The following is a 19809-nucleotide window of genomic DNA, read 5'->3' as shown; positions in this document are numbered from 1 at the left end:
TCCTCCGGCCGGGATGACGAGTGAAGTATCCGCGCCATCAAATACGAAACAGATCCGCCCCTTCCCCGCTACGCAGGCACGTAGGTCAGCCTGACGACCTCGTTGCCGATCCGGGTGCTGTCCACTAGGCGCAGCTTGGGCTTGGAGCCCGCGAAGAACGGCGCCCCCTCGCCCAGCACCACGGGGTGCAAATAGATCTTGTACTCGTCGATCAGGCCAAGCTTGGTCAGGCTTCGGGCCAAGTCCGGTCCGCCGACCTCGATCACCCCGTCGTGGCGATCCTTCAGCGCGCGGACGGCCGTCGCAAGATCGCCCTCGAGCAACGACGCGTTCGGCCCGACGGACGTCAGCGAGCGCGACACCACCCATTTGGGGCAACCGCGCCAGGCCGCCGCGAAGTCGCGCCTGGCCTCGTCCCACTCCGGGTGCTCGTCGTCCCAGTAGCTCATGATCTCGTAGAGGCGGCGGCCATACAGGCTGCCCGTCAGGCTCCGCGCCTGGTCGACGAAGTATTGGAACAGCACGGGATCCGGACCAAAGCCCATGTGGTCGACATAGCCGTCGAGGGACTGGTTCATGCCGAAGACGAGCTTGGCCATGCCGTGATCTCCACCCGGGCCTCTCGAACGACCCCGGCGCAAGGTGCGCGCAAACGCGACAGGACACAAAGGCCGCCGCCCCTGTCCGCCCACTTTTGCACCCTCGCATCAACTCGCTATTAAGAGTCACTTGCATTAAGGCGGAAAGGCGACCAAAAGCGTCGCCGTTCGGCGAGGCGCTCTGTCGGGAGTCGCTCGCCCAGATAGTGCGAATGATTCTTATTCGCTTATATACGGGGATATTCGTATGCGCATTTCCAACCGGACGCGCGGCCTGTTGCTGGCCGGCGTCGCCAACCTCGTTCTCGCCGGCCTCGCCCACGCCCAGACCGCCGATGCGCCCGAAGAGGCCGTCACCACCAGCAAGCTGTCGCTGGGCAAGGTCGTCGTCTCGGCCGGCCAGGAGAAGGTGGCGATCGACACGCCCCAGGCCGTCACCACGCTCGACCAGGACGCCATCGACCAGGCCCAGGCCTCGACCATCGGCGACCTCCTGGCCGGCATCCCCGGCGTCAACACCATGGGCGGCGTCGGCGCCCTGGGTCAGGGCTTCAACATCCGCGGCATGGGCACCGGCCTGGCCGACAGCGACAGCCGCATCCTGATGCAGATCGACGGCGTCACGAAATTCTTCGAGCAGTACCGGATGGGCGCGTTCTTCAGCGACCCCGAGTTCTACAAGCGCGTCGAGGTGCTGCGTGGCCCGGCCTCGTCCACCCTCTACGGCGCGGGCGCCCTGGCCGGCGTGGTCAGCTTCACCAGCAAGGACGCCTCGGACTTCCTGCAAGGCGACGACCGCTTAGCCGTGCGCCTGCGCGGCGGCGTCGAGAGCAACGCCGAGGCCCGCTTCGGCTCGGGCATCCTGGCCTTCAAGCCGACCGAAAAGCTGGAAGTGCTGGGCATGTACACCAGCCGCCGCAGCGACGAGTACGAGAACGGCAACGGCCAGGTCGTGCCGGCCTCCAACGCCACCTCCGACAGCTACCTGCTGAAGGGCCGCTACACCTTCGGCAAGGACCACAGCCTCTGGGCCTCGTACCAGAACTGGAAGAACGACAGCGTCCAGATCTACGACCAGTCCGAGGCCATGGCCACGACGCCGGTGCGCCGCAAGACCACCGACGACACGGCCGTGATCGGCTACCAGAACGCCTTCGAGGGTAACGACCTGCTCGATTTCGAGGCCCAGGTCTCCTACGCCAACAGCAAGGTCAACCAGACCGACACCACCTTCCTGTCGGGGGTGCTGGAGTCGGAGTTCTCGTACAAGACCCTGCAGGGTCGCGCCCAGAACACCTCGGAGTTCCAGTTCGCCGGCGACGGCGTCGCCTTCCTGACCGTCGGCGCCCAGGCCTACAAGCAGGAGCGCCGCAACCCGCGCCGCACCGCCACCGGCACCAACCACGGGGCGGCCACCCACCCCGAAGGCGACATGGAGAAGTACGGCCTGTTCGCCCAGGGCGAGGTCACCTACGGCAAGCTGACCGTCATCCCCGGCGTCCGCGTCGACTGGACCAAGCTGCAGCCGGGCCTGGGCGTGACCACCAGCCGCGAGATCAAGGACAACGGTGTCTCGCCGAAGATCGCCGCCCTCTACAGCCTGACCGAATGGGCTTCGGTGTTCGGCTCGATCGCCCACACCGTGCGCATGCCGGTGCTGGACGAGATCTACAGCCGCACCTCGGCGACGGCTAGCAACTACAGCCTCAACCTCAAGCCCGAGGAGTCGGACAACTACGAGGTCGGCGGCACGCTGCAGTTCCGCAACCTGTTCGGCCAGGGCGACCAGGCGCGGATCAAGACCACCCTCTTCCGCAACGACGTCAGCAACCTGATCGCCCGCGGCACGGCGACCTCCAGCTACTTCGTCAACATCGGCGAGGCCCGCTATTCGGGCGTCGAGGTCGAGGCCGAGTACGGCGCCAAGCAGCTGTTCGTGCGTGGCGCGGTGTCGGTGATCGACGGCGAGAACCGCACGAGCGGCGCGCCGCTGAACACCATCCCGGCCGACACCCTGAACCTGACGGTCGGCTACGTCTTCCCGAGCCACAACCTGACGGCCGGCTGGCGCGGCGAGTTCGCCGACGACCAGAACGAGACCACCACCGCCTCGCTGCGCACGCCGGGCTATTCGGTGCACAACCTGTTCCTGACCTGGAAGCCGCAGGACGGCGCGCTGAAGGGCCTGGAGGTGCAGGCCGGGGTCGACAACCTGTTCGACAAGAACTTCCGCCGCCACCTGTCGTCGCTGGACGCCGAGGGCCGGACGGTCAAGCTCACGCTCGGCAAGACGTTCTGAAGCATTTTCGAGCGAAGTGGACTCCGGTTCGCGTGAAGAAAATGCGTCCAAGCATAAACTGGAGCCCCGGCCTGACATCGTCAGGTCGGGACGGGCTCCAGCCATGAAGACGCCCTGGCATGTTCGAGCCTGGGCGACGGGGGCGTCGTTGGTCATCAACGGCGCCCTCGGGCTGGCCGTCGTCCAGTGGGAGCAGAGGCCCGTCCTCGCGCCCATGGACGACGCGGCCATGCTGATCTCTCTTGGCGACCCGGCGCTCGACACCCTCGACAACGCCACCTCGCCCGACGCCGCGCCGGCCCCGACGCCGGAAAGCGAGCCTACGCCGCCGCAGCCCTCGCAGCCGGAAAAGCCCGCGCCCAAGCCGCTGCCGCCGCGTCCCGACGGCTGGCTGACCCAACCCGCGCCGCCCTCCCCCGCTCCCCCCTCGGAAGCGCCTCCGCGCCCGACGCCGCCCGCCGCGGCCCAGGCCGCCGTGCCGGCCGCCGCCCGGGCCATGGACGCCTCCGCCGCCAAGCCTCCCGCCGGCCGGCGCGACGCCGACAGCGTGCAGGCCCACGCCGGAACCAGCACCGCTTATGCCGCGAGGGTCCGCGCCTGGCTGGAAGCCCACAAGACCTATCCCAAGGCCGCTCGCATGCGGAAACAGCAGGGCGTGGCGCAGGTGACCTTCGTCCTCGACCGCGCCGGCCACGTGCTGGACTGCCGCCTGACCGGCCCGACGGGCCACGCCCTGCTCGACGCCGAGGTCCGGGCCATGGTCGCCCGCGCCGATCCCTTCCCCGCCCCGCCGCACACGATCAAGGGCGAGCGGATCGAGATGGACGCGCCGGTGGAGTTTTCGCTGAAGAATTAGGCCCTCCCCCTCTGGGGGAGGCGGCCGAAGGCCGGTGGGGGGCCGTTCTCAGTTGCCGAGGCTTCGGCCAACCTCGCAACTACTCCCCCCACCGATCGCTTCGCGATCACCTCCCCCACAGGGGGAGGTACCTGTTTAGCGCACCCGCATCCCCTCCGGCGGCCCGAGATAACTCCCCGCCACCGCGCCGCGCGAGATCACCAGCCGTTGGAACACCACGCCCGGATCCACCCGCCACAGCCGCACGCGATGCGCGCCCGCCGAGGGGACCGGCAGCGATATCGTCAGCAAACGGACATTATCCGCCACCGCCTTGCCCCAGGCCTTCTCCGAAGGGTCGGGGATGGTGTTGACCACCACCGGCGGCGCATCGCCGATCGACACCGCGAAACGCGGCCCCGTCCCGCCAGTGACGTCCAGGCCCGGTGAGACCAGCACGGTCAGGTCGACCGGCCCGGCCTTCTCGAAATCGACCAGGTATTCGAGCATCGCCCCCTTCCCCGGCGCGCTGGGCGCGGTCGTGGTCGGATAGCCGGCTACGCCCGACAGCGTGCGGCCGAGATTGGGGATGGTCTTCCACGCAACGCCATCCACCGAGGTCGCCCGGACGTAGTGCTCGGCCTCGATGGCCAGCGGCCCGCCGGCCTCGACGAAGGCGCCCCTGGCCGGCTTGCGGGCCGTGTTGTCGACCACCGCCGTCACCACGGCCTGCTGCCCGCCCGGCCCCTTGAGGGTGATCGGGACGCGGTGCACGCCCCTGGGCGCCCTGGCCCAGTCGACCGAGACTTCCAGCCGCGTATCGCCCCAGTCGCCGGCCGGGCCGCGCGACAGCTTCAGCCACGGCGCGCCGGCGCTGACCTCGAACGTCATCTGCGACGGCCCGCGATTGAACACGTCGATCCAGCGCGACGTTGGGCCCCAACGCGTCAGCGGCGGCAGGTCGGCGCCCTGCTCGGCGTCGACCCGCGCCTCGCGCCCCTCGACGGCGACGCCCATCAGCACGCCGCGATAAAGGACGTTGCGGGCCAGGGCGGGCAAGGTGTTCCGTTCGGGCTGCTGCCAGCCGGTGTAGCCGATGTGGGTCTGGTCCATCATGTGGACCCACTTGCCGCCGCCGATCGCGTGGTACTGGCCGGTCAGCTCGGCGTCGCGGGCGAACAGCCGCTCGGCCAAGTCGGCCTGGGCCAGCGAGGCGGCACGCCCCTGCGCGTCGTAGAGCCGGTTGCGGCCGACGGCGAGATAGAGCCGGGTATGGTTGGCGCTGGCCATGATCGGGAACCAGACCAGCTGGAAGAAGGCGTCGTCCTGGGCCTTGGGCAGCAGCGCGCGCACCACGTCGGCGCGGGCCTCCAGCGCGGCCCACTCGGCTTCGACCCGCTCGGCCTCGCGATCATTGACCAGGCTGAAGGTCGCCGCGTCGATCAGCTCGGGCTTCCGCCGCGCGTTGAGCTTGGTGTAGCCGTCCAGCAGTCCCGCGATCTCGTCCGCATTCCCGGGGCCGAACTGCGCCGCCGCCCAGTCGCGGCTGTAGGTCGCAAGCTTGTCGACCGACATGGCGTCCGGATCCCAGGCCAGGTCGAGGAAGAACTCGGTCGGCAGCTCCATGGGCTTGAGGTCGCCGACATTGACGATCCAGAGGCGGTCGGCGCCGTGGTCGTCGGCGCGCTTCATCTGCTCCCAGGTGCGTTCGATCTGGTTGGTATTGAGCCACTTGTAGTTCCGCGGCCCGCCCACATAGTCGAAGTGGTAGTAGACGCCGTAGCCGCCCGGCCGGGTCTCTCCGGGCTTCGGCAGCCTGCGGATGTTGCCCCAGTTGTCGTCGGCGAACAGCAGGGTCACGTCGCCCGGAACCCGCATCCCGGCGTCGTAATAGTCCTGCACCTCCTTGTAGAGCGCCCAGACCTGCGGGGTCGCCGAGGGATCCTTGCCGGTGACCTCGCCGATGATCGCGCGCTGGTCGGCGACGATGCTCTCCAGCAGCCTGGTGGCCGTGCCTTGCGTCATCGGCTCGTCGCCGTCGCCGCGCATGCCGACCGTGACCAGGCTCTCATTGGCGCCCATCCGCTCGACGCCCTCGCGCCAGAAGCGGCGCAGGGCGTCGGGGTTCTTCGAATAGTCCCACGGCCCCTGGCCGTAGCGCTCCCACTCGACGTGGGCCCGCATCATCGGCTCGTGGTGCGAGGTTCCGATAACCACGCCCATCTCGTCGGCCAGCACCGCGTTCAGCGGGTCGTCGTCATAGAGCGCCTTGCCCCACATGGCCGGCCACAGATAGTCGCCCTTCAGCCGCAGCACGAGTTCGTAGACCCGCTCGTAGAAGGCGTGGTTGAAGCCGCCGAACGTGGCGTTGGCCCAGCCGTAGAGGGCCGGGTTCTCGTCATTCAGAAAGATGCCCCGGTACTTCACCTTCGGCGCCTGCAACCGCGCGCCCGGCGCCACCGTCAGGTCGCGTCGCACCGGAATCGGCACGTCGGCCCACCAGGTCCAGGGCGAGACGCCGGCCCGTTCGGACAGGTCATAGGCCCCGAAGATCGTCCCGCGCTTGTCGGCGCCGACGATGACCAGGGCGCGGGCGAGCCCCGGACGCGGGTTGTCGACCACTTGCTGGACGAAGCCTTCCCAGCGCCCCTTCAGCGCCGAGACGTCCAGCTTGCCGGCCGCGATCAGGGCGTCGATCTGCGCGCTTTTGCCCAGCGTGCCGACGATGACGACCGGTGCGTCCTTGGCCGGCTGGGCCCCGCCCGAGAGCTTGGAGAGATCGCCGCGCAAGCCCTGCACCGCGCGCAGCACGCCGGGCCAGTCGGTGACGTCGGCCTCGACCCGCGCGAGCTTGCCGCCCTCGATCAGCCCAAAGCCGCCGGCGACCGGCTTCTCGGACACCGCGCCAGCTTCGGCCGAACGCGCGGCGGTCGGCGCCGCCAGCGCCGCCGCGGCCGCCACGGCGGCGGCCAGGGCCAAAGCCGAGACGGCGGTGCGCAGGCCCGTGACGCCCTTGCTCACGGGGCGACCGCGATCTCGAACGGACCCAGCGGCAGGCCGGCCATGTCGAAGACGTTGAAGGTCGGCGCATCGGCCCAGGCGAACCGCAGTTTGGTCGGGGTCAGGCCCGCGGGGATGGCGACCACGGCCCGGTCGCCCTCGACCCGGGCGTCGGCGAACCGGCAGCCGGCCGCGTCGCACAGCTCGAAACCGATGGCCCTGTCCGAGCCGCGCGTCGCCAGGCGCTCGGCAACCTGCTCGAAGCGCACCTCGACCGTGTCGCCCACGCGGCGGGCCGAGACCGGCGACGGTCCGGTCGTGACCGCCTGTCCCGCCAGGCGCCTCGCGCCCCGGGCCAGGCGCTTGCCGACGTCCTGCTTGTTGGTCGGGTGGATGTCGGACGCATCGCCGATGTCGGTGATCACCGCCAGGGCCGCGTGACCGTCCTTGGCCACGGCCAGGCGCTGGGCCTCGCGCACCTGGGCCCACCAGGACTCCTCCGGCGCCAGCTGCGGCTTGCCGTAGTTGGCCAGCTGCACCACCAGGGCCGGCATGTCGGCGGCCTGGCCGACGCGACGCTCGGCCAGAAGTTCGCGCAGCAGCGGCTCGTAAGTCTGCGGCCGGCCGGTGTTGCTCTCGCCCTGGTACCAGGCGAAGCCCTTGAAGGCGTAGGGGCCCATCGGCGCCAGCATGCCGTTGTAGAGGGTCGAGACCCCCGACAGCGTGTCCCACGGCGCGCGCGGCGGCTCGCCGGTCTCTTTGGGTTCGACCTGATAGCGCCAGGTCGTCAGCGGGATCCGCGTCCCGTCGGCCAGCACCAGGGCGCGGGCGGCGTCGCCGTACATCCCGCCGTTGGCGTAGGTGTCCAGCGCCGAAACGACGATGCGGTTGGCGCCGGCCTTCAGCGTCCCGGCCGCCACCGGATAGACCCGCACCGTGCCCGCGCCGGAGGTCGAGCCGACCCCCACGCCATTGACATAGGTGGTGTCGACCTCGTCGACCATGCCGATCTCGAGGCTGGCGGCGCCTTTCGCCTGCGCCGCCGTCAGCGTCGCCGTGGCCTCGAACCAGACCATGCCGTTGAAGTCGGCCAGGGCCGGCACGCCCCAGCTTTCCCAGACGCCCAGGCCCTGCGGCGCGGGCGTCCAGGCGCCGTCGCCGGCCCATGGCCCACCGGCCGCGCCTTTGTGGCGCAAACTCCACCAGGCCTTGATCGTCTCGCCCCAGCGGCGGTCGGCGGCCGGACGGTCCTTCAGCGACAGCTCCAGGGTGGCGATGTCGTTGTCGTAGTCGCCGGCCTTGCGCAGGGCGGCCGGGCTGAGCCAGGCCTCGATGGCCGAGCCGCCCCACGAGGCGTGCACCAGGCCCAGCGGCGTCTTGTCGGTCTTCCGCAGTTCGCGGGCCATGTAGTAGCAGGCGGCCGAGAACGACCCGACGGCCTCGGGCTTGGCCGCCTTCCAGGCCGGCGGCTTGGCGAAGGTCGTGCGCGGCGAGCGGCTGTCGGCGTGGTCGACATAGGCCATGCGCAGGCCGTCGTCGTTGGCCGAACGGATCTCGGACCACGAGTTGTTGCCGCGCTCGACCGGCAGCTCCATGTTCGACTGGCCCGAGCACAGCCAGACGTCGCCGACCAGCACGTCGCCGACCGTCTGGCTCGCGCCCGAGGCGGTCTTGGCCTCCAGGGTGTAGGGCCCGCCCGCCGTCATCGCCGGCAGGTCGACCCGCCAGGCGCCGTTCGCGCCGGCCTTCGCCGTGGCCATCTTGTCGCCGAGGGTGACGGTCACAGCCTCGCCAGGCCTCGCCTCGCCGAACACCGGCAACGGCCGGCCGCGCTGCACCACCGCATGGTCGGCGAACAGCCCGTTCAGCAACGGCCCCTGGGCGGCGGCGGGCGTAGCCATCAGCACGGCCAGCAGGATCGGCGCGACGCGGCGCATGTGACTCACTCCCTCGGCCGTCTGTGACGGCTCTTACTTATAAATCCTCCCCTCCTGGGGGAGGTGGCCCAGAGGGCCGGAGGGGGGCCGTTTTCAGCTTCCGCAGCGCTAGCCGCTTCAGCAACGACTTCCCCCTCAGTCGGCTTCGCCGACAGCTCCCCCTTCAGGGGGAGCGTCTTCAAGCCACCGTCAGCTTAGCCGACTTCAGGTCAACCGAGTTCGGTCCCACCAGGATCGAGAAATCGCCCGGCTCGACAACCCGCTTCATGGCCAGGTTCCACATCCAAAGATCCGACGGCTTGACCTCGAAGCTGACCGTCTTCTTCTCGCCGGGCGCCAACGTCACCCGCTTGAAGTGCTTCAGCTCCAGCACCGGACGGGTGACCGAGGCCGCCTCGTCGTGGACGTAGAGCTGCACCACCTCGTCGCCGGCGACCTTGCCGGTGTTGGTCACCTCGACCGACACCGTCGTGCTCTCGCCCTGGCCGATGCGGGCCTTCGACAAGCGCGGCGCGGCGATGTCGAAGCTGGTGTAGGACAGCCCGAAACCGAACGGATAGAGCGGGCTGGTGGCGCGATCGAACAGGTAGCCGCGGCGGGCCGTGGGCTTGCGGTTGTAGTAGATCGGCAGCTGGCCGACGTCACGGGCGATGCTGACCGGCAGCTTGCCGCCCGGATTGGCCCGGCCGAACAGCACGTCGGCGGCGGCGCTGCCGGTCTCCTGGCCCAGGTACCAGCCCTCGACCAGGGCGTCGGCCTTTTCCGCCAGCAGGTTCACCGACAGCGGACGGCCGTTCAGCAGCAGCACCACGGTCGGCTTGCCCAGGGCGAAGATGGCGCGGGCCAGGTCGTTCTGCTGACCCACCAGGTCGAGGCTGTCGCGGTCGCCCAGGTGGTTGTCGGCCCAGGCCTCGCGGCTGGTCTGCTCGTTGTCGCCCAGCACCATGACCACGACGTCGGCCTTTTTCGCCACCTCGACGGCTTCGGCGATGAGCTTGGCGTTCACGGCCGGATCGACCAGCTTGACCTCGTCGGCGGCCCAGACGCGCTTTTCGGTGATCCGCACGGCCTCGGCGTAGTCGAGGGCGAACCCTTGCGCCTTGGCCTCGGCGGAGAGGCCCTCCAGCACCGAGACCACGTGGCGCGGCTCGTCGGAATAGCCGCCGATCGGGGTGTCCTTGGCGTGCGTGCCCAGGAGCGCCAGGCGCTTGATCTTCCTGCCGTCCAGCGGCAGCAGGCCCTTGTCGTTCTTCAGCAGCACCACCGCCTTGCGGGCCGCCTCGCGGGCCAGGGCGACGGCTTGCGGCGTGGCGGTCTTGGCGTCGGCGGTCTTTTCATCCGCATACGGATTTTCGAACAGACCGCCTTCGAACTTGATCCTCAGCACCCGCGCCACAGCCGCGTCGACGGCGGCCTCGGGGATGCGGCCCGACCTCACCAGCTGCGGCAGCAGCACATAGGCCTCGCCGTCGGGCAGCTCGACGTCGACGCCGGCGTTCATCGCCATCACCGCCGTGTCGGCCAGCTGGTCGGTCAGCTTGTGGCGGGTGATGATCTCCTTGATGGCGAAGTAGTCGCTCATCGTCGCGCCTTCGAAGCCCCACTCGCCGCGCAGGATGTCGGTCAGCAGCCAGCGGTTGGCGTGCGAGGGCACCCCGTCGATCTCGTTGTAGCTGGGCATGACCGAGCGAACGGGCAGTTCCTTCACCGCCCGCTCGAACGGCGGGAAGAAGTTCTCGCGCAGGGTGCGCTCGGCGATCTGGGCCGGGCCGACATTGGTGCCGTTCTCCGGCTGGCCGTGGCCGGTCATGTGCTTGAGGGTGACGAACACCTTGTCGGGCGCCAGCGGCAGGGTCTTGCCCTGGAAGCCGCGGATGGCGGCCAGGCCCATCTCGGCGCAGACGTGCGGGTCCTCGCCGTAGGTCTCTTCGATGCGCCCCCAGCGCGGGTCGCGGGCCACGTCGACCACTGGGGCCAAGGCGATGTTGGAGCCGCGAGCGCGCATCTCCTTGGCGGCCACCGAGAACACCTGCTCGACCAGCTCCGGATCGAAGGTCGAGGCCAGGGCGATCGATTGCGGGAAGCTGGTCGCATCGCGCGCGACATAGCCGTGCAGGGCCTCGTCGTGCATCAGCATCGGGATGCCCAGGCGGGTGCTTTCCATCGCCCACTTCTGGGCGGCGTTGACGTATTTGGCCGTCTGCGGGGCGTTGCGCCCCACCGAGCCGTCCTCGGCCCCGGCGGCGGCGTTGACCTCGGTCGTCGGCTTCAGGCCCCGGCGGTCGGTCGGACGCGAGATCTGGCCCAGGCCATTGGGGAAGTTCTTGCTGGCCGTCTCGGGCGAGAAGTCGCCGGTCGGCGTCTGGATCGCGGCCTTGGTCAGCCAGATGCCGATCAGCTGGGCGGCCTTCTCCTCCAGCGTCATCCGCGAGAGCAGGTCCTTGACCCGGGCGTCGACCGGCTGGGCGGGATCCTTGTAGAGCGGCTTGTCGCCCGTCGCTTTCGGAGCCGCCCGCACCACGGGCGCCATGGCTGCGCCCAGAGCGGCCAGGCTGACGCCCAGCGTGCGGCGAGTAAGGGTGGTGGTCATCCTTGCGTTTCCCCAGCGTCTGTCACGGCGGCTTCGCGCCGTCTTGCCTGACACTATGGGAGAGCTTGTCTGACCACTCAAGCCCAAATGTTACCGGTCACTTCAATCGGCGATCGGAACGGTCGAAAGGCGCAATCCCAGCGCCCCCAACACCTTCAGCACGGTGTCGAAACGCGGATTGCCGTCCGTCGCCAGGGCCTTGTAGAGGCTCTGGCGCCCCAGCCCCGCCGCCTCGGCGATCCCGCTCATGCCCTTGGCCCGCGCCAGGACGCCCAGCGCATCGGCGATGAAGGCCGCGTCATTGGTCGCCAGGGCCTCGTCGAGATAGGCGGCGGCGGCCTCCGGCGTCTCCACATAGACGGCGGGATCGAAGGGCCGGGTCTCGACGCTCATGCTCCGTCTCCATCCTGCTCAAGATCGCGCGCCATCGCCTTCGCCCTGGCGATGTCGCGCGCCTGCGAGCCCTTATCTCCGGCGCATAGGACCACGATCAAAATCGCGCCCCGCTGGACCACGTAGACCCGATAGCCTGGACCCACATGGATGCGTAGTTCACTAACCCCTTCTCCCACTGGGCTGATATCGCCGAGCAAGCCGAAGGCGAGTTGCCGGAGACGGGCAGCGATCCTGGCCTTGGCCACGAGGTCGCGCAGATCCGTCATCCAGCGCCGAAAGACCTCGGTCTCGCGCACCTCGATCATAACATGTCTCCCATGGGAGACAATCAACGGCGAACCTAAAGTTCTGCCATCCGATCGTCCGAAAGAGAAAGGCGCTCCGATCGGTGACCGAAGCGCCTTCAACTTTATCGGAACAAATCAGGAACTCAATGCAAAGACCTCACCCCGACCAGGCGTCGACCACGCTCTCCAGCACGGTCAGAGGGGTCGGGCCGACCAGCAGGGCGGTGTCGTGATATTTGCGGATGTCGAACCTGGCGCCGAGGCGCTGCCTGGTCCGCTCGCGCAGCGCCGCCCAGACGGTGTGCCCCACCTTGTACGAGCAGGCCTGGGCGGGGTTGGCGCAATAGCGTTCGACCTCGCGGGTGATGCGGCCCTCGTCGTCGCCGCCGGTCTCGACCATGTAGGCGATGGCCTTTTCGCGGCTCCAGCCCTTGGCGTGGAGGCCGGTGTCGACGACGCAGCGCGAGGCGCGGAACAGGCGCGCCTGGTACATGCCCAGAAGGCCCAGGTCGTCGGTCTCGTAGAGCCCCATCTCCATGGCCACCTGCTCGGCATAGAGCGCCCAGCCCTCGGTGTTGGCCGAGAAGAACATGTTCTGGCGAAGGCGCGGCAGGCTGCCCTCGGCGGTCAGGGCCAGCTGGAAGTGATGGCCCGGCGCGGCCTCGTGATAGGTCAGGGTCGGCAGGGCGTAGCGGGGACGCTCGGCCGTGTCGCGCAGGTTGATGTAGAAGGCGCCCGGGCGCGAGCCGTCCAGCGGCGGGCGCTCGTAATAGCCGCCCGACGAGCCGGCCTCGGTATAGGGCGGAATGCGGCGCACCTCGACCGGGATCTTCGGCGTGATCCCGAACCATTGCGGCAGCTTGGGCTGCATCTCGGCGATCAGGCGATTGCAGTAGGCGAGGATCTGGGCGCGGCCCTCGTCGGTGTTGGGATAGCTCTCGCCCGGCAGGTCCTTCAGGGCCGCCATGCGCTGGCCGACCGAGCCTTGCGTGAAGCCGCGCTTCCTGAGGATCTCGTCCATCCGCGCCTGGATCTGCGCGCCCTCCTCCAGGCCCAGGCGGTGGACCTCGTCGGGGGTCTTCTCGGTGGTGGTGTAGATGCGCAGCAGGGCCGCGTAGAAGGCCTCGCCGTCCTTGAAGCGGTTCATGCCCGCCTCGTGCACGGCCTTGGCGCGCACGGCGGTCAGGGCCTCGATCTGGCGGTCCAGCGCCGGGTGGATAGCGCTGGTCAGCAGGGCGGCGGCCTTGGCGTCGTAGTCGCCATAGGCCTTGGCCCGGCGGGCCATCGAGGCGACCAGCACGTTCTTTTCCGGGGCCAGGCCGCGGAACTGCTTCAGCTGGCCGATGGCCTTGTCGAGGATGAAGTCCGACGGGATCACGCCCTTGGCCGCATCGGCCGCCACCCGCTCACTCTCCTGGTCGAGCACGGTGGCGAAGCCGGCCATGCGCTCCAGGTAGCTGTCGGCGTCGGCGGCCGACTTCACCTCGTGCTTGTTGTCCAGGAAGCTGGGAACCGACGAATAGCCGCCGTAGAACTGGGTCACCACGAACGGCCGCGACACCGCGCCGTAGTCGAAGCCCGAGGCCTTGTCGCGCGCGCCGTAATAGTAGGCGGCGGTGTCGAAGTTGACGGCGTCCTCGCCCGACAGCGCCTTGCGGTCGATGGCCTTCAGGCGCTTGAGCCGCTGCGCGGGCTCGTGGCGCTCCTTGATCCAGGCGGCGATCGAGCGGTCGCCCAGCTTCGTGCGCGCGCCGGCGTGGGCGCCGGTGTCGAGGCCCAGATTGGTCGCCTGTTCGGGGCTCTCGGTCAGGTCCTCGTCGAAGAAGGCGTCGAACAGGGCGTAGAGCTTGGCCGCCTCGCCCTTCCCAACCGTTTTCTGGGGGGCGGCCATGGCCGGCAGGGCCGTGGAGACGGCGGCGGCGGTCGCGCCGACCAGCAGCTGACGGCGATCGAACTTCGTGGAATCGGACATGCGGCCCCCAAGGCAGACTTGGCCGCATGTCGAGAACAAAGCCGTCCGGCGCCTCGCGGCCCCGGGCGCCGGACGGCTCTTTAAGGCTTACTTGCGAGGCGCCAGGATGTCGTCCAGGCGCGCCGGCGTGCCGGCGATGCGCTCCAGGCGCGGGTAGCGCGGGCCGCCGCTGTAGTCGAGCTTCACCGTGCGGTAGCGCGAGCCTTCCTTGACCAGCAGCTCGACCGGAACGCCCTTGGCGGTGGCCTTCACGGCCGCCTTCAGCTTGTCGGCGTCATAGGTGTCGCCGTTGACGGCCACCACGGTCAGGCCCTGGGTCAGGCCGGCCTTGAAGGCGGGACCATCCCACTGCACGTCGGTCAGCACCGCGTCCGAGCCCACCGTCAGGCCCAGCGAGTAGGACAGGTTGGTGTTCTTGGCCCGGGTCTCCGACGCCTTGAAATATTCGGTCGGGGTGTCGGTATAGACCAGCTTGTAGCCGCCCCGGGTCAGGCCATCGAGCGGCGCCTTGGGGTTCACGCCCTCGATGCGGTCCTTCAGGAAGGTCGCCCAGTCATTGGCCACCACGCCGTTCAGCGCCGCGACCACGTCGTCGAAGGTGTAGGTGTGCGACACGTACGAGCCGTCGGCGACGCCGAAGAAGGCCTTGGCGAAGTCGTCGAGCGACTTCTTGCCGCCGGTCTTCTCGCGGATCAGCGTGTCGGCGTCGAGCCAGACCAGCTGGCCTTCGGAGTAGTAGTCCTCGCTGCGCTGGTAGGAGAGCCACGACAGCGGCTTGCGGCTGGCGATGATCGGGTCGTTGGTGGTGTCCTGCACCGGGCGCCAGTCGCGGCCGCGACGGTTGTCGTAGGTCGCCGCCGTCATGGCGATGGCGTCCAGCGTCTGCTCCTTGGAGAGCAGGGTCGAGCGCGACGACAGCACAAAGCCCCAGTATTGGGTCTGGCCCTCGTAGACCCACATCAGGCTGTCGCGCATCGGGGTGTTGAGGGTCGGGGTCCACAGGTCGGCCCCGCGACGGAACTTGCCGTTCCACGAGTGGGTGAACTCGTGGGGCAGCAGGTCGCGACCGACATAGGTCTTGTCCCACTCGGTGAAATACTTGGGCGCGACGCGGTTCTCGCTCGACCGGTGGTGCTCAAGGCCGATGCCGCCCAGCTGGTCCGACAGGGCCACCAGGAAGTCGTAGTGGTCGTAGTGGTGCGAGCCGTACAGCTTGTAGGCCTGCTGCACGAGGTTCTTGTGGGCCTGGATCTGCTCGGGCTTGAACTCCAGCAGCTCAGGCTTGTCGGCGATCATGTTCAGGCGCACCGGGACCTTGGCCCCCGGATCAAGCTCGACCGACTTGAAGTAGCGGCCGGCGAACATCGGCGAGTCGACCAGGGTCTCGACCGTGGTCGGCTTGAAGCTGGTGACCTGGCCTTGCGTCTTCTCGATCTCCAGGGCCGAGGCGAACTGGAAGCCTTCCGGCAGCTTGACGGTCGGCTCGACCGTGATGCGGCGGGTGAAATGGCCGGCCGGGTACATGGTCATCTGCAGCCATTGCAGGTTCAGCATGTCCGGGGTCATGACCATGCGGCCGACCTTGGTCTCGACCGGCGACAGGAACTTGTAGGCGACGGAAAGCTCGGTCACGCCGGCCGGCACGTCGATGTGGAAGGCGTTGACCTCGACCACGTCGCGCTTCCACGGGATCGTCTGGCCACCCGCCGTGATCACCAGGCCCGCCAGCTTGTCGATGTCGTTGCGCGGCGAGTGGCCGCCCGGAACCCACTGCGGATAGTAGAGGGTCATCGGGCCGGGCTTGGCGACCGGCAGGGTCAGCTTGATGTCGAAGATCTTGCGCTCGAGGTCGGTGGCGTCGACGTACAGCTTCAGCACGCCCGGATAGGCCACGTCCTGCGGGGCGACGATCGGCGCCGTCGGGGCGGCCGGTTGCGGCAGGTAGTCCTGGGCGAGAGCGGCGCCGCCCACCAGCGACAGAAGCGAGACCGAGAAGAAAAGCGCTTTCAAGAAACGACCCCAATGCAGCCCGCGAACGTCCCCTCGCGGTAAGATGCCTGGATATTTCTTTTGTTAGGGGCCGCTTGTCGAGACGAACTTGGCCGGACGGCGTTACGGCGACGCTGGTCGTTCAGCCCTTCGGTCGCCGCCAGATCAACCCCAGGAGAAGATAGGCGATCCCCGCAACCGCAAGCGCCGGCAGGGTGGCGCCCAGCTGCGGCGCCAGGCGGCTGAAGCCCTGATAGGCCGCGATCCCGGCCGCCCAGGCCAAAAGGCCCGGCAGGTTCAGGCCCCAGGCGAAGGCGGCGGCGGCCTCGGGCCCGCGGCGGCGTACGACGAAGTGGTCGGTCAGCAGCACGCCGAACAGCGGCGCGAACACCGAGCCGATCAGCAGCAGGAAGCCTTCATAGCGGGCAAGCGGCGCCAGGAGGGCGATCAGGGTGCACAGCGCGCCGAAGGCCAGGGCCAGGCGCGCGGGCCGCACTGGCGCAAGGGTGGCCGTCGAGACGGCGGCCGAATGGATGTCGGCGAAGGCGTTGTCGGTCTCGTCGACGACGATCAGCAAGAGGGCGATCCCGCCGCCCGCCGCGGCCAGGGCGGTCAGCAGCAGCCCCTCCCCGCTCCCGGCGGCCAGGGCGTAGCAGGCGCCCAGGCCCATGAACCAGATGTTGGCGAGCAGGTAGCCGGCGGCGCTGCCACGGAACATCCGCCCGCTGGAGCGGCCAAAACGCGTGTAGTCGGCGATCAGCGGCAGCCACGACAGCGGCATGGCCACGACCAGGTCGACGCCCGCGCCGAAGCTCATCTCGCCCGTGCCGGCCTTGGCGAACAATGCGGCCAGATCGTGCTGGGCCAGCAGCCGCCAGGTCAGCCAGCCGGCCCCGCCCAGCAGCAGCCACAGCCCCCAGGCGCGCAGGAACCGCCGCACGAACGACACCGGCCCCATGAAGGCCAGCCAGGTCGCCAGGGCGCCGAACAGCACCGTCCAGGCCAGCGGGTTGGACAGGCCGAAGGTCTGCCTGGCCAAGGCGTCGGCGGCGTCGCGCATGGCGATGATCTCGAACGCGCCCCAGCCGACCAGCTGCACCGCGTTCAGCACCGCCGGAACCGCCGCGCCCCGCGCGCCCAGGGCCAGCCGCAGCGTGCCCATGGCTGAGAGGCCCGTATCGGCCCCGACCACGCCGGCCGCCGCCAGCAGCAGCGCGCCCAGCGCCGAGCCGGCGACGATCGCCGCCAGCGCCATGCCGAGACTCAGGCCCGGAACCAGGAACGCGCCGGCCTGCAGCACCAGGAGGCCGATGCCCAGGCTGAACCACAGCGAGAAGGCGTCACGCGTCCCGAACACCCGACGCTCGGCCGGAACGGGGATCAGCGGATCATAGGTGTCGTCGAGCTTGGCCATGGTAGGCAGGCATAGCCCGCCTCTCTCCTTCCGTAAAATCCCCGCGAAAGCGGGGACCCAGGTGTTTTATCGTCGAGCGCCGAGGGTTTCAGAAAAAGCCTGGGTCCCCGCTTTCGCGGGGATTGGGCGGTTCTAAGGGCGATCCGCCGGACCGATCCGTGAGCAAATGTTTCCAATCGTGGCCGGAAGGCGATCGGGTCTTGTAATTGCAAGTCGCTCTCAAGTATGGACGGCGGCATTGAAGCTCGTCCGTTCCGGAATCCCGTGAAAGCCGCCGCCGAACAGAACCGCCGCTCCTTCTGGCTGAAGCAGTTGCACCAGTGGCACTGGATCAGCGCGGCGATCAGCCTCGTGGGCATGCTGCTGTTCGCCATCACCGGCTTCACCCTGAACCACGCCGGCTCGATCGAGGCCGAGCCCAAGGTCGTCAGCAAGAAGGCGACCCTGCCGCCCGAACTGATCGCGCAGCTGGCCTCGGGCCCTACCGAGGGCAAGCGCCCGCTGCCGATCAAGGTCGAGACCTGGCTCGACAAGGCCGTCGACGCCGATATCGCCCGCCGCGTCGGCGAATGGTCCGACGCCGAGGTCTATCTGGCCCTGGCCCGCCCCGGCGGCGACGCCTGGATCGCCATCGACCGCGAAACCGGCGCCGTCGAGCACGAGAAGACCACCCGCGGCGGGGTCAGCCTGCTCAACGACCTGCACAAGGGCCGCAACACCGGCAAGGCCTGGAGTTGGTTCATCGACATCTTCGCCGGCGCCTGCGTGATCTTCACCGTCACCGGCCTGATCCTGCTTCAGTTCCACGCCCGCGGGCGGCCGATGACCTGGCCGCTGACCGCCGCCGGGCTGGCCATTCCGCTCCTGATCATCATCTTGTTCGTCCACCTCTAGAGAAAGGCCGCCTTCCGTGAAGCGCACCGTCTCCCTGCTGACCTTCGCCGGCGCCGCCGTCGGCGCTCCGGCGATGGCCGCCGACCTCAACGTCACCGTCGAGATCCCGCGCCTTTCGGTGGCCGAGTACCACAAGCCCTACGTCGCCATCTGGGTCGAGGGCCCGGACGCCACGGCCGCCGCCACCCTGGCCGTCTGGTACGACCCGGACTCCAAGGAGGACAAGGGCGAGAAGTGGCTGAAGGACATGCGCCAGTGGTGGCGCAAGGCCGGCCGCACCATGAGCTTCCCGGCCGACGGCATCTCCTCGGCCACCCGCGCGCCGGGTCCGCAGAAGGTGACCTTCAGCGGCGCCAAGAGCCAGCTGTCGAAGCTGAAGCCGGGCGCCTACACCCTGGTGGTCGAAGCCGCCCGCGAAGTCGGCGGCCACGAGGCCGTCCGCGTGCCGTTCACCTGGGGCAAGCCCGGCAAGACCGCCTCCGCCAAGGGGACGGCCGAGCTCGGCGCCGTCTCGGTCACCGTCAAATAAGCAAGAGAGAAACGCCATGACCCTTCGCAAGCGCCTTCTCGCCCTCACGGCGGCGACCGTCGCCCTGACCCTGCCCCTGGCGGCCCACGCCCACCGCGCCTGGTTCGTGCCCTCGGCCACCGTGCTGTCGGGCGACGGCGCCTGGGTGACCATCGACGCGGCCATCTCCAACGAGCTGTTCTACCCCGACCACCGCGCCATGCGCGTGGACGGCGTGGTCATCACCACCCCGGACGGTTCGACCGAGCCGCTGAAGAACGCCTCGACCGGCCAGTACCGCTCGGTGTTCGACGTCGAGCTGGCCAAGGCCGGCACCTACAAGATCGGCACCGCCTCCAACAGCGTGATGGCCAGCTGGACCGAGAACGGCGAGGTCAAGCGCTTCCGCGGCAGCGCCGACGACTTCGCCAAGCAGGTTCCGGCCGGCGCCGCCGACCTGAAGACGATCAAGAGCTTCAACCGCAACGAAACCTTCGTCACCCGCGGCGCGCCGACCGACACCGTCCTGAAGCCGACCGGCAAGGGCCTGGAGCTGGTTCCCGTCACCCACCCCAACGACCTGGTGGCCACCGAAGCGGCGACCTTCAAGTTCCTGATCGACGGCAAGCCCGCCGCCGACCTGGAAGTGACGATCGTGCCGGGCAACTCGCGCTATCGCGCCACCCCGGGCGAGATCAAGGTCAAGACCGGCGCCGACGGCGCCTTCAAGGTCACCCTGCCGGAAGCCGGCATGTATTGGCTGAACGCCAGCGTTCGCACCGGCGAGACCGGCCGCGGCGGCATGGGCGGCCCTCCGGGCGGTCCCGGCGGCCCTGGTGGTCAAGGCGGTCCGGGCGGCGGCGCTCCCGGCGGTCAGCCCCAGGCCCCGACGGCCCTGGCCGGCAACGGCTTCTCGGCCAGCTACACCGCGACCCTGGAAGCCCAGCGTCCTTGATCCGCATATCTCCCTTCCCCCTTCGATGGGGGAAGGGTCGGGGATGGGGGTGACACCGGTTCAGGACCTTGCTCCGCCGGGGTGACGTCCACCGCCGCTCCACCCCCAACCCTGCCCTTCCCCCATCAAGGGGG

The 19809-nt window shown here is 69.1% G+C and carries 14 protein-coding genes; 5 read left to right on the top strand and 9 right to left on the bottom strand.

What is annotated here, in order from left to right; all coding sequences use genetic code 11:
- Positions 1–68 precede the first annotated feature (68 nt).
- Complete coding sequence (locus DDF62_RS18190; protein ID WP_116490410.1) at positions 69–599, bottom strand: dihydrofolate reductase family protein; 531 nt, start codon at positions 597–599, stop codon at positions 69–71.
- A 247-nt stretch (positions 600–846) separates the two neighbouring features.
- On the opposite strand from DDF62_RS18190, the gene DDF62_RS18185 reads away from it, so the two are divergent.
- Both DDF62_RS18185 and DDF62_RS26500 read left to right on the top strand, forming a co-directional pair.
- Complete coding sequence (locus DDF62_RS18185; protein WP_116490409.1) at positions 847–2898, top strand: TonB-dependent receptor domain-containing protein; 2052 nt, start codon at positions 847–849, stop codon at positions 2896–2898.
- Positions 2899–3001: 103 nt separating this feature from the next.
- Positions 3002–3754, top strand: a complete 753-nt coding sequence (locus DDF62_RS26500; RefSeq protein WP_116490408.1) for an energy transducer TonB — start codon at positions 3002–3004, stop codon at positions 3752–3754.
- Positions 3755–3889: 135 nt separating this feature from the next.
- Here DDF62_RS26500 and DDF62_RS18175 read toward each other — a convergent pair whose 3' ends face one another.
- The 8 genes from DDF62_RS18175 to cytX all read right to left on the bottom strand — a co-directional run bounded on the left by DDF62_RS18175 (position 3890) and on the right by cytX (position 17318).
- A complete protein-coding gene (locus DDF62_RS18175; protein ID WP_244286859.1) occupies positions 3890–6754 on the bottom strand; it encodes a glycosyl hydrolase 115 family protein in 2865 nt (954 codons plus the stop codon).
- Positions 6751–8670 (bottom strand): sialate O-acetylesterase, encoded by a 1920-nt coding sequence (locus DDF62_RS18170; protein ID WP_116490407.1) that lies wholly within the window; start codon positions 8668–8670, stop codon positions 6751–6753. The genes DDF62_RS18175 and DDF62_RS18170 overlap by 4 nt, the downstream gene beginning before the upstream one ends.
- Positions 8671–8848: 178 nt before the next feature.
- Positions 8849–11260 (bottom strand): glycoside hydrolase family 3 N-terminal domain-containing protein, encoded by a 2412-nt coding sequence (locus DDF62_RS18165; RefSeq protein WP_116490406.1) that lies wholly within the window; start codon positions 11258–11260, stop codon positions 8849–8851.
- 102 nt (positions 11261–11362) lie between these two features.
- The gene (locus DDF62_RS18160) at positions 11363–11653 is read right to left on the bottom strand and encodes an addiction module antidote protein (RefSeq protein ID WP_116490405.1); all 291 of its coding nucleotides are present in this window, start codon (positions 11651–11653) and stop codon (positions 11363–11365) included.
- Positions 11650–11961 (bottom strand): type II toxin-antitoxin system RelE/ParE family toxin, encoded by a 312-nt coding sequence (locus DDF62_RS18155; protein WP_116490404.1) that lies wholly within the window; start codon positions 11959–11961, stop codon positions 11650–11652. Before DDF62_RS18155 ends, DDF62_RS18160 begins: the two co-directional genes overlap by 4 nt.
- 139 nt (positions 11962–12100) lie before the next feature.
- The gene (locus tag DDF62_RS18150; protein WP_425267065.1) at positions 12101–13834 is read right to left on the bottom strand and encodes a DUF885 domain-containing protein; all 1734 of its coding nucleotides are present in this window, start codon (positions 13832–13834) and stop codon (positions 12101–12103) included.
- Positions 13835–14002: 168 nt separating this feature from the next.
- Positions 14003–15925: a M61 family metallopeptidase gene (locus DDF62_RS18145; protein WP_116490402.1), complete on the bottom strand. Its 1923-nt coding sequence runs from the start codon at positions 15923–15925 to the stop codon at positions 14003–14005.
- Positions 15926–16046: 121 nt separating this feature from the next.
- Entirely contained in the window at positions 16047–17318 is a 1272-nt protein-coding gene (gene cytX / locus DDF62_RS18140) for a putative hydroxymethylpyrimidine transporter CytX (protein ID WP_116490401.1), read from the bottom strand.
- A gap of 264 nt (positions 17319–17582) precedes the next feature.
- On the opposite strand from cytX, the gene DDF62_RS18135 reads away from it, so the two are divergent.
- Genes DDF62_RS18135 through DDF62_RS18125 form a run of 3 tightly spaced genes read left to right on the top strand, consistent with a single transcriptional unit; the run spans position 17583 to position 19675 of the window.
- Positions 17583–18212, top strand: a complete 630-nt coding sequence (locus DDF62_RS18135; RefSeq protein WP_116490661.1) for a PepSY-associated TM helix domain-containing protein — start codon at positions 17583–17585, stop codon at positions 18210–18212.
- Positions 18213–18228: 16 nt separating this feature from the next.
- The gene (locus DDF62_RS18130) at positions 18229–18741 is read left to right on the top strand and encodes a DUF2271 domain-containing protein (protein ID WP_116490400.1); all 513 of its coding nucleotides are present in this window, start codon (positions 18229–18231) and stop codon (positions 18739–18741) included.
- 16 nt (positions 18742–18757) lie between these two features.
- Positions 18758–19675, top strand: coding sequence for a DUF4198 domain-containing protein (locus DDF62_RS18125; RefSeq protein WP_116490399.1), 918 nt, complete (start codon positions 18758–18760; stop codon positions 19673–19675).
- Positions 19676–19809: the final 134 nt, after the last annotated feature.

It is taken from the genome of Caulobacter radicis (genome assembly GCF_003094615.1).
Taxonomy (GTDB): domain Bacteria; phylum Pseudomonadota; class Alphaproteobacteria; order Caulobacterales; family Caulobacteraceae; genus Caulobacter; species Caulobacter radicis.
This window is presented reverse-complemented; position numbering and strand designations above follow the sequence as displayed.